Source organism: Actinomadura rubrisoli (assembly GCF_004349215.1).
Lineage (GTDB): Bacteria > Actinomycetota > Actinomycetes > Streptosporangiales > Streptosporangiaceae > Spirillospora > Spirillospora rubrisoli.
On the sequence record NZ_SMKU01000242.1, the window covers coordinates 1 to 14,471 of the forward strand.

At 73.9% G+C, this 14,471-nt stretch carries 16 protein-coding genes; 9 read left to right on the forward strand and 7 right to left on the reverse strand.

The window, feature by feature from the left end; all coding sequences use genetic code 11:
* Positions 1 to 119: acyl-CoA dehydrogenase family protein (locus E1298_RS32950; RefSeq protein WP_279499337.1), on the forward strand; the 119-nt coding region annotated here is incomplete at its 5' end.
* Positions 120 to 185: 66 nt separating this feature from the next.
* Here E1298_RS32950 and E1298_RS32955 read toward each other — a convergent pair.
* The 3 genes from E1298_RS32955 to E1298_RS32965 all read right to left on the reverse strand — a co-directional run bounded on the left by E1298_RS32955 (position 186) and on the right by E1298_RS32965 (position 3,321).
* Positions 186 to 746, reverse strand: a complete 561-nt coding sequence (locus tag E1298_RS32955) for a hypothetical protein (RefSeq protein WP_131900265.1) — start codon at positions 744 to 746, stop codon at positions 186 to 188.
* 97 nt (positions 747 to 843) lie between these two features.
* Complete coding sequence (locus E1298_RS32960; protein ID WP_131900267.1) at positions 844 to 1,635, reverse strand: thioesterase family protein; 792 nt, start codon at positions 1,633 to 1,635, stop codon at positions 844 to 846.
* A 21-nt stretch (positions 1,636 to 1,656) separates the two neighbouring features.
* Positions 1,657 to 3,321: an LCP family protein gene (locus E1298_RS32965; RefSeq protein WP_131900269.1), complete on the reverse strand. Its 1,665-nt coding sequence runs from the start codon at positions 3,319 to 3,321 to the stop codon at positions 1,657 to 1,659.
* Between the two features lie 273 nt (positions 3,322 to 3,594).
* Between E1298_RS32965 and E1298_RS32970 the strand changes: the two genes are divergently transcribed.
* Together E1298_RS32970 and E1298_RS32975 are read left to right on the forward strand one after the other, a co-directional pair.
* Entirely contained in the window at positions 3,595 to 4,653 is a 1,059-nt protein-coding gene (locus E1298_RS32970) for a glycosyltransferase family 2 protein (protein ID WP_131900271.1), read from the forward strand.
* 87 nt (positions 4,654 to 4,740) lie between these two features.
* Complete coding sequence (locus tag E1298_RS32975) at positions 4,741 to 5,589, forward strand: hypothetical protein (protein WP_131900273.1); 849 nt, start codon at positions 4,741 to 4,743, stop codon at positions 5,587 to 5,589.
* Between the two features lie 3 nt (positions 5,590 to 5,592).
* On the opposite strand, the gene E1298_RS32980 is transcribed toward E1298_RS32975, so the two are convergent.
* Entirely contained in the window at positions 5,593 to 6,345 is a 753-nt protein-coding gene (locus E1298_RS32980; protein WP_131900275.1) for a glycerophosphodiester phosphodiesterase, read from the reverse strand.
* Positions 6,342 to 7,061: a 2-C-methyl-D-erythritol 4-phosphate cytidylyltransferase gene (gene ispD / locus E1298_RS32985; protein WP_131900277.1), complete on the reverse strand. Its 720-nt coding sequence runs from the start codon at positions 7,059 to 7,061 to the stop codon at positions 6,342 to 6,344. The genes E1298_RS32980 and ispD overlap by 4 nt, the downstream gene beginning before the upstream one ends.
* Before the next feature lie 83 nt (positions 7,062 to 7,144).
* Between ispD and E1298_RS51325 the strand changes: the two genes are divergently transcribed.
* From E1298_RS51325 to E1298_RS33015, 6 genes are all read left to right on the forward strand, one after another.
* Entirely contained in the window at positions 7,145 to 8,725 is a 1,581-nt protein-coding gene (locus E1298_RS51325; RefSeq protein ID WP_131900279.1) for a CDP-alcohol phosphatidyltransferase family protein, read from the forward strand.
* A gap of 20 nt (positions 8,726 to 8,745) precedes the next feature.
* Positions 8,746 to 9,381, forward strand: a complete 636-nt coding sequence (locus E1298_RS51330; protein ID WP_131900281.1) for a DUF5941 domain-containing protein — start codon at positions 8,746 to 8,748, stop codon at positions 9,379 to 9,381.
* The gene (locus E1298_RS33000) at positions 9,378 to 10,109 is read left to right on the forward strand and encodes a phosphocholine cytidylyltransferase family protein (protein WP_131900283.1); all 732 of its coding nucleotides are present in this window, start codon (positions 9,378 to 9,380) and stop codon (positions 10,107 to 10,109) included. Before E1298_RS51330 ends, E1298_RS33000 begins: the two co-directional genes overlap by 4 nt.
* A 103-nt stretch (positions 10,110 to 10,212) precedes the next feature.
* Positions 10,213 to 11,268: an iron-containing alcohol dehydrogenase family protein gene (locus E1298_RS33005; protein WP_165975801.1), complete on the forward strand. Its 1,056-nt coding sequence runs from the start codon at positions 10,213 to 10,215 to the stop codon at positions 11,266 to 11,268.
* Positions 11,258 to 12,142, forward strand: a complete 885-nt coding sequence (locus E1298_RS33010) for a CDP-alcohol phosphatidyltransferase family protein (RefSeq protein WP_165975799.1) — start codon at positions 11,258 to 11,260, stop codon at positions 12,140 to 12,142. Before E1298_RS33005 ends, E1298_RS33010 begins: the two co-directional genes overlap by 11 nt.
* Positions 12,143 to 12,165: 23 nt before the next feature.
* Positions 12,166 to 13,020, forward strand: coding sequence for a glycosyltransferase family 2 protein (locus tag E1298_RS33015; RefSeq protein WP_131900291.1), 855 nt, complete (start codon positions 12,166 to 12,168; stop codon positions 13,018 to 13,020).
* On the opposite strand, the gene E1298_RS33020 is transcribed toward E1298_RS33015, so the two are convergent.
* Together E1298_RS33020 and E1298_RS48640 are read right to left on the reverse strand one after the other, a co-directional pair.
* Positions 13,013 to 13,657, reverse strand: coding sequence for a TetR/AcrR family transcriptional regulator (locus E1298_RS33020; protein ID WP_131900289.1), 645 nt, complete (start codon positions 13,655 to 13,657; stop codon positions 13,013 to 13,015). The genes E1298_RS33015 and E1298_RS33020 overlap by 8 nt on opposite strands.
* Before the next feature lie 36 nt (positions 13,658 to 13,693).
* Positions 13,694 to 14,471 (reverse strand): hypothetical protein (locus tag E1298_RS48640; RefSeq protein ID WP_165975800.1); only part of this gene is annotated, 778 nt, incomplete at its 5' end.

The following is a 14,471-nucleotide window of genomic DNA, read 5'->3' on the forward strand; positions in this document are numbered from 1 at the left end:
ATGGGTATACGCGTGATTTCCCGGTGGAGCGGATGATGCGCGACGCCAAGATCACCCAGATCTATGAGGGCACCAACCAGATCCAGCGCATGGTCATGGCCCGCCAACTCCTCAAATAGCCCCGGCGTTTAGGAGGCGCGCCCCCGGCCGGTGGGGCCGGGGGCGCGTTTGGGTGAGGCGGGTGGTCAGGCGTGGGAGACCTTGAGGATGACGGTGTCGCCCTGGATGCGGCGCGGGCGGATCATCACGCCGTCGAAGGCGGCGACGCCGGTGGACCACGTCGCGTCGAGCGAGGTGGTCATCCTGCCGCCGCGGGTGCCCTGGACCCTCAGGATCACCCGGGATCCGTGGATCTGGACATCGATCGACTCGATGCCGCGCTTGCCGTCCATCGGGATCTTCTGGCCGTCGCGGACCAGGACCTCGCAGTCCGCGTCCTCACATGCCTTCAGGTCGGTGCCGTCCTTCGCGGGCCCGCCCTTCGGCGCGCCTGCGGGCGCCGGCGCGACGGACGGTGACGGCGCGGGAGTCCCGGGCGGAACGCCCGGAACGTCCGGGACCTCCGGGACGCCTGGGACGTCCGGGGCGTCGGGCGCCGGTGGATCGGCGGCCGGGGAAGCGGCCCCGTTCGCGGCCGGGGACGGCGCCCCCGCGGCGAGCGTGGTGCGCGCGTCGCCGCTGCAGCCCGTGAGGGCCAGCGCGGCGGCGGCGGTCGTGGCGAGCAGAGCGAGAACTCTCGTCGACATCCTGTGGACTCCTGACGGTCGCACTTGACTTCTCTCTGTGTATCTATCACTACGGAGAGTAGTCGATCAAAGATGCCGGTGAACGGGCGGGGCGGGGTCAGCGCTCGTCGACCAGGAGGGTCTGGAGTGCGCGACCGAACTCGCCGGAGCCGTCCGCGAGCGTCGCCTCGCAGAGGGCACTGCCGTGCGGGGTCACGCTGAGTGACGCGGCCATGCACAGCCACTCGCCGGCGGGGTCGCGGTGGAGGGCGACGGTCAGGTCCGTGTTGATGATCATCCACTTGGCGAGGTCGACCTGGCTGCCGACGCCGGACGCGCTGTCGGCCAGGACGAGGGCGCGCACCAGCGGCGTGTCGGCCTCGCCCGCGACGAGCGGGACGCGGGCACGGGCCCACACGGTGCCGGGGCCGGGCCGGGCGAACGAGCCCTCGACCAGGCGCCACTCCATCGCCGACAGGTAGCCGTCGGTGTTGCCCTCCGGCCACACCTTGAGCGGGTCCGTGGACGGGGGAAGCGGCGGCGGAGGCGGCGCGTGCACGGCCGCGGGCAGCCCCGCGGGGGCCGTGAGGATGCGCCAGGCCGTGGCGCGGGCGACCGGACGGCCCTCGTGGGTCATCTCCGCTTCGAGCAGGGTGATCCTCTTGCCCGGGCGGACGACGCGCACGGCGACCGCGAGCGGCGCCACCGGCACCGGGCCGAGGATCTCCAGCGTCACCCGCGCCACCCGGGTCCCGGGGACCGGCTCGTGCCGCTCGATGGCCCGTCCGATCAGGCCCGCGACCGGCCCGGCATGCTGGAAGTCCGGCGACCACGGGCCCGCCGTGGCCCGGGTGCCGGCGAAGCCGCCGCCGCCGAGCGGCTCGTAGAACGCATCTGCGGGTGGATTCATAGAATTTGATTCTAGAGCGGGTCAGCCGCAGAGCTTCTGGGTGGCGGTACCGGTCTCCAGGGCCGGGTCCTTGGCGGGGACGGCCGGCGGGGCGCCCCCGACCTTGACCTTCTTCGCGCCGTCCCAGTCGGCGCCGACCATGACCTGCACCCGGCTCCCGAGCGAGCCGACCTCCTTGAGCCTGGCGCCCGGGATCGACGCGGCCAGGGTCCGCGCGGCCTCCTTGCGGCCCGGCCCGTACTGGATCTGGGTCGTCCGCAGGCCCCGGCCCGCGACGCCCGGGACGACCGTGGCGTGGAAGCCGGCCCTCGTCAGCTCCGAGCCCGCCCGCGTCGCCAGGCCGCGCGTGCCGATCGCGTTGAGGACGCGGACCTGGATGTCGTCCGGTGCCACCGTCAGCTCGTCCTTGGGCTTGCGGGTCGGCGAGGCGCTCGGCTTGGGCGCCTGCTTGACGAGTTCCTGGTCGCGCCGGATGCGGGTGAACAGGTCCCGGGCCTTGCCCTCGTCCCACTGGACGGTGGACTGCGCGGTCGGCGAGTTCCACAGGACGGTGTTGAAGCCCGGATTGGCCAGGGGGACCTTGGCGAACGTCAGGTTGTCGGTCGACAGGTTCTTCATCTGGTCGGCCAGCTTGGGCAGGTTCTTGGCGAGCTTCGGGTCGACGCGCAGCGACTTCAGCGCCGCGTTCAGGAACCTCGTCGACTTCACCGGGTCGCTGAGGGTCTTGCTGGACAGTGCCTGCTTCATCATCGAGGCCATGAACTGCTGCTGGCGGTCGATGCGGCCGAGGTCGCTGCCGCCCGTCAGGGTGTAGCGGGCGCGGGCGAAGCCGAGGGCCTTCAGGCCGTCCACGTGGGACTTGCCGGCCGGGAGCCTGAGGCCGCTCTTGACGTCGTCGATCGGCTGCTCGGTGCACACGTCCACGCCGCCGAGCGCGTTGACCATGTTGACGAAGCCGTAGAAGTTGATCTCGACGTAGTGGTCGATCGACACGCCGGTGGCCCGCTTGATGGTGTCGACCGTCAGGTCGGGCCCGCCGAACTGGTACGCCCACGTCAGCTTGCCCGGACGGGCCTGGACCTCCGACCCCTTGGCGCCCTCCGAGCCGTTCGACTTGTGCGAGGGGATCGTGACGTAGGAGTCGCGGGGCAGGTTCACGATCGACACGCGGTCGTGGTCGCGGGAGATGTGCAGCAGCAGCATCGTGTCGGAGCGCTCGCCCGGCTCGTGTCCGAGCTTGGCCGCCCGCTGCTGCTCCCGGGTCAGCCCCTCGCGGCGGTCGACGCCGGCCACCAGGATCGTCATGGCGCCCTTCGGCGCGTCCTTGCCCTTGCCGAGGCCGTCGACCGACACCTTGTCGAGCGCGCTGGTCACGTAGTTCTGGAACGCCCACGCCCCGCCCGAGGTCAGCAGGACGAACGCGGACATCGTCCCGGTGACCATGAGGAAGCGGCGCTGCCGCCGGGCGCTCACCGCGGCCCGCGGGCTCAGCCCGGGGCCCGGCCGCCGGGGGCCGCGGCCCTCCACCGGCACCCGCGGGGCGGGCATGCCCTCGATGGTCACGCCCTCGATGTCGCCGTCGTCGTCCTCGGCGCGCCCGTCCGGTGCCCCGCCCGCCGGACGCGGCCGGAAGTAGCGCTCCAGCGGGTCGGCGTCGCCGCGATCCGAGTCGTGCCCGTCTGCCATGCTGGCCGCCGCCTCCCGAAGACCTTGCGAACGCCGTGTGTTGCCGGGAATCCGGGGAGTGGCCCCCCGGGTTCCCCCCACTCTAAAGTGGGGAACACCCGTCCGTTCGCTACCTGGACCTCGTGTCCTTGCAGTAACGTGGCGCCGTCTTGACCACACCCCGGCGGCCCGCACGCGAATCTGGGTGGCGTGGGCTGCGTCAGACAAGCGAGCAAGAGAGAGGAAGGGGGGCCTCCCTCCGGCCGTCCGGCGGAGGTGCGCCCGCGAGCCCACATGAATCCGTCTCCCCATGCCCAGCATGCCCAGCAGCACGGCACGCAGCCCAGCGCCGACGCCGGTGAACGCACCTGGCCCGCGGTCTCTGTGGTCATGCCCGTGCTCAACGAGCAGCGGCATCTGACCGACGCCGTTCGGCGCATCCTGAGCCAGGACTACCCGGGCGAGCTGGAGCTCGTGCTCGCCGTCGGGCCGTCCCGCGACCGGACCGAGGAGATCGCCGGCCGGCTGGCCGCCGAGGACCCGCGCGTCGTCGTCGTCGCGAACCCCACGGGCCGCACTCCGCAGGGCCTCAACATCGCGATCAAGGCGTCGCAGTACTCGATCATCGTCCGGGTGGACGGGCACTCGCTGCTGCCGGGCGACTACGTCCGGGCCGCGGTCGAGACGATGGAGGAGACGGGCGCCGACAACGTCGGCGGCATCATGGCGGCCGAGGGCGTCACCGCGTTCGAGAAGGCCGTGGCCCGCGCGATGACCTCCAAGCTCGGCGTCGGCAACGCCCGCTTCCACACCGGCGGCGAGGCGGGCGAGGTCGAGACCGTCTACCTCGGAACGTTCCGCCGCAGCGCGCTGGAGCGGGTCGGCGGGTACGACGAGACGTTCACCCGCGCCCAGGACTGGGAGATGAACCACCGGATCCGGCAGAGCGGCGGCCGGATCTTCTTCACCCCGCGGATGCGGGTCACCTACCGGCCGCGCCCCAACCTGCGGGCGCTGGCCAAGCAGTACTTCCACACCGGACGGTGGCGCCGCGTCGTCGGCCGCGAGCACCAGGGCACGCTCAACCTGCGCTACCTGGCGCCGCCGATCGCGGTGGTGGCGATGGCCGCGGGCGCGGTCGCCGGGGCGTTCGGGTTCTGGCCCGGCTGGATCCTGCCCGGCGGGTACGCCATCGCGATGGTGGCGGGCGCCGCCGTCGAGGGGCGGGGCCTGCCGCCGTCGGCGTGGGCGCGGCTCCCGCTCGTCTTCGCGACCATGCACCTCACCTGGGGCGTGGGCTTCCTGACGAGCCCGCCCGGGCTCGGCCAGCCGGCCCCCGCCAAATCCGGCTAGGGAAAACCGCCCCCGAACCCTCGTGCAATCCGGGACGTCTCAGGGTTAGGTTGGCGGGATCATGCCGCCAACCATGAGGAGGTGGCCATGTCCAACGGTGCGCGCCACGCGATAGGCGTGGTCATCGGCCTGATCGTGACGCCCGTGATCGCCGTGAGCCTGCTGTTCGGCATTGAGCGGATGACGCGGTACTTCCGGTATTTCATGCAGGGGGATAGCGGCCGCTGGGGTGCCGCCGCCGCCCTGGTGTTCGCGGCGATCCTGATCGGGGTGGTGGCGGGCTCGCGGCTGTCGCCGCTCGCCTCGCTGGTCCCCGGTGCCTTCTTCTCCGGCGTGGGCCTGCTGTGGATCGCGGCACCGCGCTGGTCGCTGGAGCACACCTCGCGGAAGCTGCCGGAGACGCTCGACCGCGGCTACCAGCTCATCGGTCCCTACGGCGTCCTGCTCGTCCTCGGCGTCGCGCTCCTCGCGGCGTCCGCTGCGCCGTCGCGCTGGCAGGCGCGCACCGCGACCGGCGCCGCCCCCCGGTACGGGCCGCCGCCCGCGCCGATGGGTCCGCCTGGCGGTCCCATGGCCGGCGCTCCGCGTCCCATGGGCGCGCCTCCGGCACCCGGGCACGTCCCGCAGGGCGCGCTGGGGCAGGAGCCGCAGTGGCAGCAGCCGCCGCCCCAGTTCGGCCCGCCCGGCGGCCAGTTCGGCCAGCCGGGTGCGCCCGGCCCCCAGGCGCCCCCTCCGGGCCAATACTCGCCCGGAGCGCCGCCGGCGCCCCCTGCGGGCTCTCCAGCGCCTCCTCCTCCGCCCGCCGCCGGTTCCCGCGGCGCGGAGGAGTCCAAGCCCAAGCCGTCCTCGCAGAGCGGCTCTGGCGACGACGACGCGCCCGGCGAGTGGACCCAGATGTACGGCGGCGACGACCTGCGCGGCGGCGGCCGCTCCTAGGGCTCAGCCGACGGCGGCGAGGACGCCGGGGACGTCGTTGACGACCATCGCGTCGACCCCGGCGGCCGCGTAGTCCGGCGCGCGCTCGGCGGTCGGGCACCAGGCGATGACCTCCAGGCCTGCCTTGTGCGCCACGTTCACGCAGTGCTCCAGCGGGCGCAGCCGGGTGTCGGGGTGGTCGAGGCCGCACGAGCCGGTGTGCACCCCGACGGCCTGGAGGTCCAGGCCGGCCGCGGCCGGGATGCCGTGCCAGAGCGGGAACCGCAGCCATGTCAGCAGCCCCAGCGGGACGCCGGGCAGCTCGTCCCGCAGCAGGACCAGCAGGGACGGGTCGAACGACGTCACGAGCAGCGGACGGCGCCGCGCCTCCCGCCGCAGCACCGGCAGCAGCAGCGCACCGGTGCGGCGGGACGGGTCGTCCAGCGCGTCCTCCAGGACGGACTTGACGTCCACGTCCACCGCGACGTCGGCGGGCAGCGCGTCGAGGACGTCCGCGAGGCGCGGCAGGCCGCTGGCCGTGGCGGGCAGGTCCACCAGGTACGAGCCGTCCGGGACCGTGGGGTCGTGCCGCAGGACGAGGTCGTCGTCGGCGGTGCGCGTCACGTCGATCTCGACCCACGACAGGCCCGCGTCGACGGCGGCGAGCAGCGAGGGCAGGGTGTTCTCGGCGACGGTCGCGTCCGAGCCGGGCACCGGGAGGTCGCCCGCGCCGTAGCCGCGGTGGCCGATGACCGTGGGGGTGTTCTCGAAGATCAAGACGTGTCCTCCATCGCGGGGTGCCCGGCCGTCGCGAGGTGCTCGGCGACGACGACGTCCAGCGGCCGGGTGACCTTGAGGTTGCGCTCGCTGCCCGCCACCACCCGGATCGGCACGTCCGGCAGGTAGCGGTGGACGATGCCGCAGTCGTCCGTGGCGCGCAGGCCGGGATCGGCGAGGGCCAGCTCGTACGCCCTGCGGATGGCGCCGAGCCGGAAGCCCTGCGGGGTCTGGAACCGGCTCATCGTCTCGCGCGCCGGCATGGAGGCGACCAGGCCGTCCTCGACCACCACGATCGTGTCGGAGGCCGGGACGCCCACCGCGACGGCCTCGTGGCCGTCCAGCGCGTCCAGCACGCGGCCGATGACCGCGGCGTCGACGAACGGGCGGGCGGCGTCGTGGAAGAGCACCCGGGTCTCGCCGGGACGGCCCGCCAGGACGCGCAGCGCGGCGACGGTGGAGGCGGTGCGGCTGTCGCCGCCCTCGATCACGGCCGCCGCCTTCGGGAACGGCGCGGCGATCGCGGCCGCCTCGCGCAGGTGCCCGGAGGCCATCACGACGACGACCTCGCCGATGCCCGGGTGCGCGTCGAACGCCGCGATCGAGTGCCCCAGGATCGTGCGCCCGCCCACCTCGATGAGCTGCTTCGGGCGCCCGGCGCCCATGCGCTCGCCGGTGCCGCCCGCGAGCACCACCGCAACCGTCCGCGTCGCCATCTCTCCTCATTCTCGCAACACAGAGTCATCAAACCACTACTCTGTGCGCTTGTCGCACTGTCCCGACGAGGCCGGAGGCGCCGATGACCAGGGCGTTGATCATCGCGACCGGGCGGACCGCGGGAGGGCCCGACCCGGGCCCCTCGGCCGCCCTGCGCTGCGGGGACGGCCGGGAGGCGCCCACGCTGCTGACCCGCCTGTGCCGGCGGCTGGCCACGCTCAACGTACCGGACCTCCACGTCATCACCCGGCCGGATCTGGCGCCCCTGCTGCGCAAGGACGGGCACGACGTCGTCGAGTGCGCGACCGTCGCCGACGACCTGCGCGAGATCGCCCGCCTCGCGCGGACGGCGGCGGAGGCGGGCGCGGACGGTGCGGACGGCCGGGGCGGCCCCATCATGCTGCTCCCCGGCGACCTGGTGGCCAGCGACGAGCTGCTGTGCCGGCTGCTGATGGACGCGAAGGGCCCCGCGACGGCGCTGACCGTCCCCCGGCCGGGCGGCGGGGGCGCGTACGGGGTCGCGCCCGTCCGGCTGGACGGCGACCGGATCGCCTCGGCGGGCTCCCCGTTCCACCGGGTCACGGGCGCCGGCGCCGGCTCGCCCGGAGCGCTGCGGGTCGCCCGGAGGCACGCGGGCGCGCTCGCCGACCTGGCCGACCGGCTGGCCGCGCTCCTGGAGACCCCCGGCGCCCTGGCCGGTCCGAACGCCTTTGCGGGCGCAGGCGCGGACGCGGGCGGGGGCGAGGCGGCGGAGGCCGCCGAGCTGCTCCTCGTCGGCCTCGTCCGGACGGGCGTGCCGGTCACGGCCTGCCCCGCCGGGCGGCTGGTCTGCGTCCGCGCCGGTGGCCGGCGGGCCGTGCGCGTGGCGCTGGAGGCGGCCGAAGCGGTGGACGAGGACAGGGTGCGCCTGGAGGCGGCGGTCAAGCGCGACGACGGCTTCTTCGCCACCTTCGCGGTCAGCCCCTTCTCGCCGTACCTCGCGCGCTGGGCGGCCTGGTGGGGGCTCACCCCCAACACGGTGTCCGCCATCTCCCTGGGGTTCGCCGTGCTGGCCGCCGTGTGGTTCTCGGACGGCACCCGCGCCGGGATGGTCGCCGGCGCGCTGCTGCTGTACGTCTCGTTCGTCCTCGACTGCGTGGACGGCCAGCTCGCCCGGTACACGCGCACGTTCAGCGCCCTCGGCGCCTGGCTGGACGCCGTGCTCGACCGCGTGAAGGAGGCCGCCGTGTACGCCGGGCTCGCGGTCGGGGCCGGAGCGGCGGCGCCGGGCAGCCCCGTCCACGCGGGGAACGTATGGGGCCTGGCGGTGGCCGCGCTGGCGCTGCTCGCCGTCCGGCACCTGGTCGGCTACGCGTTCGCGGCGCGCCGCCGTCCGCCCGCCGCGGGCCCGCCCGAGCCGTTCCCGCTGACCGCGCGTCCCGACGGGGCGCTCGCGGGCCGGCTCCCGTCCGCCGAGGAGCTGTCCCGGCAGACGAGCCGGGTGGCGGCGCTGCACTGGGCCAAGAAGATCATCGTGCTGCCGATGGGGGAGCGGCTCGCGCTGATCGCGGTCACCGCGGCCGTCGCCGACGCCCGGCTCACCTTCACCGCCCTGATCGCCTGGGGCTCGGTCGCCGCCGCCTACACCCTGGCCGGACGGGTGATGAGGTCTGCCGCCCGATGACTCGTCCGATGACTCGCCCGATGACCGGCCCGGTCCCGCGAAGGCCCGCCCCGCCGCGTCAGGAGCGCCTGCGGACCTACCGCGACGACGGCCCGGTGGGAATCGCCCTCGGACGGCTGGCCGGGGGTGGCCTCCCGCCGCTTCCCGGCACCGTCGTCGCGGCGCTCGCCACGGCGGTGTTGCTGGCGGCAGGTATGGGCGCGCGGCCCACCCCGGCCTTCGGCGCCCCCGTCGTCGTGCTGCTCCTCACCGGGCCGGCCTCGACGCACCCGCACGGCGGACGGATCGACTGGCTCGTACCGCCCATAATCCGCGGGATCGAGTATGGTTACCTCGCCGTACTGGGGTTTGCGCAGGGAGTGTCGGCACCGCTCATCTACGTGCTGATCGCCGTCCTCGCGTTCCACCACTACGACACCGTGTACCGCACCCGCCAGGGACTCTGGCCGCGAGAGCGGGTCTTCCTCGCCGGACTCGGCTGGGAGGGCCGGATGCTCGTCGTGGCCTTCGCGGGCCTTTCCGGGCTCCTCCCGTTCGCGTTCGCTGCGCTCGCCGCCTACCTTGGCGTGTTGTTCGGCAGCGAGAGCGTCACCGCGTGGGCGCGGACCGGGCGCGGTAGCGGCGTGTTGGTCGACCTGGAGGAAGAGGAAGCATGATCGGCATGGTGCTGGCGGCGGGCGCGGGCCGGAGGCTGCGGCCGTACACCGACACCCTCCCCAAGGCCCTGGTCCCCGTGAACGGCGAGACCACGATCCTCGACATCGCCCTGGGCAACCTGGCCGAGGTCGGCCTGACGGACGTGGTGATCGTCGTCGGGTACCGCGCCGAGGCGGTCGAGGAGCGCAAGGCCGCACTTGAGGAGCGGTACGGCGTGTCCATCGCGCTGGTCCACAACGACAAGGCCGAGGAGTGGAACAACGCCTACTCCATGTGGCTGGCTCGGGAGCACTTCTCCAAAGGCGTCCTCATGGTCAACGGTGACACGGTCCATCCCGTGAGTGTCGAGAAGACCCTATTGTCCGGTCGCGGACCGGACATTCTCCTCGCGGTGGACAATGTGAAAACTCTGGCCGACGAGGAGATGAAGGTGACCCTCGACGGCGAGGGCCGGCTGAAGACGATCACCAAGCTGATGGACCCGGCCACCGCGTACGGCGAGTACATCGGCGCCACCCTGATCGAGCCCGCCGCGGCCGAGCCGCTGGCCGCCGCCCTCAAGGCCACCTGGGAGCGCGACCCCGACCTCTACTACGAGGACGGCTACCAGGAGCTGGTCGGGCGGGGCGGGCGCATCGCGGTCGCGCCGATCGGCGAGGTCGCCTGGGTCGAGGTCGACAACCACGACGATCTGGAAAAGGCCCGCCGGATCGCCAAGGGCTACTAAGCGCGCGCGCCGCACCGCCCGGGCAGCCCGCCCTGGCGCGGCGGCCGGGTGACCGAGCGACCGAAGAGCCCGAGCGAGGAGGCCCATGCCCCTGCTGACGCGGATGCTGACCGCGCCACTGTCCATCGACGTGCGGCGCGGGGCCATCACGGCCCTGGGCGAGCTGCTGGCCGACAAACGGATCGTCACCGAGGGCCGGGTGGCCATCGCGGTCGGCCCGGGCCAGGGCGAGCAGATCGCCGAGGACGTGCGTCCCTCGCTGTCGTCCTGCGAGGTGTTCCTGGTCGAGGGCGGCACGGTGGAGGCGGCCGTCGCCCTCGGCTCCAAGCTGCGCGCCGGATCCTACGAGGCCGTCGTCGGGATCGGCGGCGGGCGGACGATCGACGCGACCAAGTACGCCGCGACCCTGTCGGGCATCCCGATGGTCTCGGTCGCCACGAACCTGTCCCACGACGGGATCTGCTCGCCCGTCGCCTCGCTCGTCCACGACAAGGGCAAGGGCTCGTTCGGCGTGGTCATGCCGCTGGCGATGGTCGTCGACCTCGACTACGTGCGGGCCGCGCCCGAGCGCCTCGTCCGCGCCGGGGTCGGCGACGTGGTGAGCAACTTCTCCGCGGTGGACGACTGGCTGCTGGCGGCGGAGGAGTGCGGCGAGCGGATCGACCGGATGGCCCTCACCGTCGCCCGCACCGCCGCCGAGGCGCTGCTGCACCAGCCGGAGTCGATCGAATCCGACCGGTTCCTGACCGTTCTGGCCGAGGGACTCGTACTGTCGGGCATGGCCATGTCCTTCGCCGGGGACTCCCGCCCCGCCAGCGGCGGCGATCACGAGATCCTGCACGCCATCGACCAGCTGTTCCCCGGCACCGGCAACCACGGCGAGCTGGCCGGGATCGGCGCCGCGTTCTGCTACCACCTGCGCGCCACCCGTCTCGGCGTCGGCGCGGAGCGCCTGACCGAGATCCTCGCGTGCCTCGGACGGCACGGCCTGCCCCGCTTCCCCGCGGACCTCGGCCTGTCGGTCGAGCAGTTCGCCGAGGCCGTCCAGTACGCCCCGCGGACCCGGCCCGGCCGCTATACGATCTTGGAACACCTCGGCCTCGACAGGGGTGCGACCCTCAAGGCGGTGGAAGAGTATGTCCAGGCCCATGGAGGCTGAGCTCCCGGGGCGCCGCGACCAGGAGGCCGGTTCCGGCCGGCCCGCCCCCGGCACGCCCGACGACCAGCGCCCGCACCGCAAGGGCGCGAGCATCGCCGACATCCGCCGGTACGGCCAGCCCCCCGGCCTGAAGGACCGGCGCAACGAGGAGCACTGGGCCGGGCGGCTCTACATGCGGGACCTCTCCCCGTACTTCGCGTGGATCTTCCTGCGGCTCGGGTTCAGCCCGAACCAGCTCACCTACCTGATGATGCTGAGCGGCGTCGCCGCGGGCGTCGTGGTGTCGCTGCCCGCCGCCGGCACCGCCGCGCTGTGGACGGCGCTCGGCGGCGCCGTCCTCATCCAGGTGTACCTGCTGCTCGACTGCGTGGACGGCGAGGTCGCCCGCTACCTGCGGCAGACGTCGGTGGCCGGGGTGTTCCTCGACCGCATCGGCCACTACCTGTCGGAGGTCTCGCTGCTCATCGGCCTCGGCTTCGCGGCGCAGGGCGGCTGGGAGAACGGCGGCTGGGCCGAGCTCGGGCTCGTCGCCGCCCTCGGCGCCGCGCTGATCAAGGCGGAGACCGATAACGTCGTGGTGGCGCGGGCCAAGTCGGGCCTGACCGCCGACCCGACCGGCGGCGACCGCGCGCTGCGGCCCCGCTCCACCGGCATCGCGCTGGCCCGGCAGGCCGCGTCCATGCTGCGCTTCCACCGGATCATCGGCGCGGTCGAGCTGTCCCTGCTGATCCTGGCCGCCGCCGCGCTGGACGCGGTGCTCGGCACCGACACCCCCGCCGCGGTCCGCGTCCTCATGGTCGCGGTGGCCGCCGTCGCCGTGCTGCAGACCCTGCTGCACCTGGTCAGCATCCTGGCCTCCCGGAGACTGAAGTGAAACTGAGCGTCGTCGTCCTCACCATGGGCAACCGCCCGGAGGAGCTCGCCCGCGCGGTCCGCAGCGCCCTGGAGCAGGAGCACGTGGAGGTGGAGGTCGTCCTCGTCGGCAACGGCGTGGACCCCGTCGGCGACCGGACGGGCACCGCGCCGTTCGACGACGAGCGCGTCAAGACGATCAGCCTGCCGAAGAACGTGGGGATCCCCGCCGGGCGCAACCGGGGCGTGGCGGCGTCCTGCGGGGACGTCGTGCTGTTCCTGGACGACGACGGCTGGTACCGCTCCACCCGCCTCGGGACCTACCTGCGCGACCGGTTCGCGGCCGAGCCGCTGCTCGGCGTCGTGTCGTTCCGCGTCCGCGACCCGGAGGGCGGCCGCGGCGAGCGCCGGCACGTCCCGCGCCTGCGCGCGGGCGACCCCGAGCGGTCCTCGGACGTCACCACGTTCCTCGGCGGCGCCTGCGCGATCCGCCGCGCCGCGTTCGACGCGGGCGGCGGCCTCCCCGAGGACTTCTTCTACGCCCACGAGGAGACCGACCTCGCCTGGCAGATCCTCAACGCCGGGTACCGCATCGTGTACGACGCGTCCGCGGTGATGTTCCACCCGGCCGTGCTGCCCACCCGGCACGACATGTTCTACCGCTACAACGCCCGCAACCGGGTGTGGCTGGCCCGCCGGAACCTGCCCTGGCTCCTCGCGTGGACGTATCTCGCCGTCTGGGTCGGCATGACCGTCCTGCGCGAGCGCAGGCCGAGCGCGCTCAAGCCGTGGTTCAAGGGGTTCGCGGAGGGCTGGCGCAAGCCGGCCGGGCCGCGCCGTCCGATCTCCTGGGGGACGGCCTGGCGGATGACCCGCACCGGCCGCCCGCCGATCATCTAGCGGGCGTGGTGACCGCCGCGAGGATGAGGTGGGTCAGCTCGGCGGTGATGTCGTCCAGCGGGATGTCCTCGTCGCGCGCCGACCAGTGGTGCACCAGGTTGTTGACGGCGCCGATGACGGCGATCACGGTCAGCTCGTAGTCGCGGTCGACGGCCTCGCCGCGCGCGACGGCCTCCGCGGTGATCTCCAGCAGCGTCTCGGCCCACTGCGAGCGCCGGCCGAGGCGGTGCCGTTCCAGGTCGGAGCTGACGCCGATGACCTCGACGAACGCGATACGGGCCCAGCGCGGGTCGCTCGCGGTGACGGTGACGAAGGCGCGCACCGCCCGCTCGACCCTGGTGGCGAGGCCGGCGTCCCGCGCCTCGTCGTAGGCCGCGGCGAGGGCCTCGCCGGCGCGGTCGTTGATGATCTGGTGCAGGGCGGTGAGCAGTTCCTCGCGGCCGGAGAACTCCTCGTAGAAGTTGCGGGTGGACACGCTCGCCGTCGCGCACAGCCGCTCGATCGAGGTCGCCGCGTAACCGCGCGTGCCGAACAGTTCCAGCCCGGCCGCCAGCAGCCGTTCCCGCCGCTCCGCGCGGCGCTCCTCGGCGGAGCGGCCGCCGTAGCTGCGCCGGGGGGCGGGGTTTCGGCCGCTCATTGATCTCCGTCCAGACCTGGGGTGGCTGGCGTCAGCCTAACCGCGCCGCGGGGCCGCCGCCGCCCCGTCGGGCGTCCGGCGGTACGGACGGGCCGCCCGCACCGCTCTGGCGTGGTCGCCGGCGCGGGCCCCGGAGCGCGCGGGGCCGCCGTCACAGCGGCTCCGCTCCCCGGGGCCCGGTTGACCCGCGAGGGCGATCCAGGCGTGCGCCCGCGTCTCCTTCTCGGCGACGTCGATCCGCTGGTAGAAGGACGGGTCGACCCGTCCGGGCGCGTGCTTGACGACGCTGTCGTAGACGTAGCCGGAGACGATCAGCCCGAGCTCGGCGGGGGACCCGGCCATCCGCCGCTTGAACTCGGCGGCGTCCAGGAGGCGGGCCGCGTGGATGATCGCGCTGCCGGACACGCCGTGCGCGTCCCCGGTGACCGGCCCGGCGTCCAGCGCGAGCCGCAGGCGGATCCGGACGGCGCTCGCCGCGCTCCGGTTGTGGACGCGCAGCCCGGTGGCGATGTGCGCGGCCAGCGGGCCGAGGACGAGATGGGCGGGGACGTCCGCGGGCAGGACGATGAGGGCGCCGTCCCCGCGGTCCTCGCAGTGCGCGCGGTCCCAGGGGACGCCCGACCGCTTGAACGCCTCCTGGAGGACGGCATAGAGGGCCTTGCGGACGACCAGCCTGTCGGTGTCGGTACGGTTCGCTCCGCTGAACGCGACGATGTCGGCGAACAGGATGGGACGGATCTCCCCGTTGAGCCCGCCGCCCGCGCCCGAGGCCGGGACCGGGGCCGCGCCCGTGGCCGTGGCCGGGGTCTGGGGC

Excerpts from the sequence above, each read along its gene's own strand:
- E1298_RS33015 (WP_131900291.1), top strand. The coding sequence starts at position 12,166 with ATGGGCAACCGCCCGGAGGAGCTCGCCCGCGCGGTCCGCAGCGCCCTG.
- E1298_RS33010 (WP_165975799.1), top strand. The coding sequence starts at position 11,258 with ATGGAGGCTGAGCTCCCGGGGCGCCGCGACCAGGAGGCCGGTTCCGGC.
- ispD (WP_131900277.1), bottom strand. The coding sequence starts at position 7,061 with ATGGCGACGCGGACGGTTGCGGTGGTGCTCGCGGGCGGCACCGGCGAG.
- E1298_RS33000 (WP_131900283.1), top strand. The coding sequence starts at position 9,378 with ATGATCGGCATGGTGCTGGCGGCGGGCGCGGGCCGGAGGCTGCGGCCG.
- E1298_RS33005 (WP_165975801.1), top strand. The coding sequence starts at position 10,213 with ATGCTGACCGCGCCACTGTCCATCGACGTGCGGCGCGGGGCCATCACG.
- E1298_RS32965 (WP_131900269.1), bottom strand. The coding sequence starts at position 3,321 with ATGGCAGACGGGCACGACTCGGATCGCGGCGACGCCGACCCGCTGGAG.
- E1298_RS51325 (WP_131900279.1), top strand. The coding sequence starts at position 7,145 with ATGACCAGGGCGTTGATCATCGCGACCGGGCGGACCGCGGGAGGGCCC.
- E1298_RS32960 (WP_131900267.1), bottom strand. The coding sequence starts at position 1,635 with ATGAATCCACCCGCAGATGCGTTCTACGAGCCGCTCGGCGGCGGCGGC.
- E1298_RS32975 (WP_131900273.1), top strand. The coding sequence starts at position 4,741 with ATGTCCAACGGTGCGCGCCACGCGATAGGCGTGGTCATCGGCCTGATC.
- E1298_RS32970 (WP_131900271.1), top strand. The coding sequence starts at position 3,595 with ATGAATCCGTCTCCCCATGCCCAGCATGCCCAGCAGCACGGCACGCAG.
- E1298_RS33020 (WP_131900289.1), bottom strand. The coding sequence starts at position 13,657 with ATGAGCGGCCGAAACCCCGCCCCCCGGCGCAGCTACGGCGGCCGCTCC.
- E1298_RS51330 (WP_131900281.1), top strand. The coding sequence starts at position 8,746 with ATGACCGGCCCGGTCCCGCGAAGGCCCGCCCCGCCGCGTCAGGAGCGC.
- E1298_RS32955 (WP_131900265.1), bottom strand. The coding sequence starts at position 746 with ATGTCGACGAGAGTTCTCGCTCTGCTCGCCACGACCGCCGCCGCCGCG.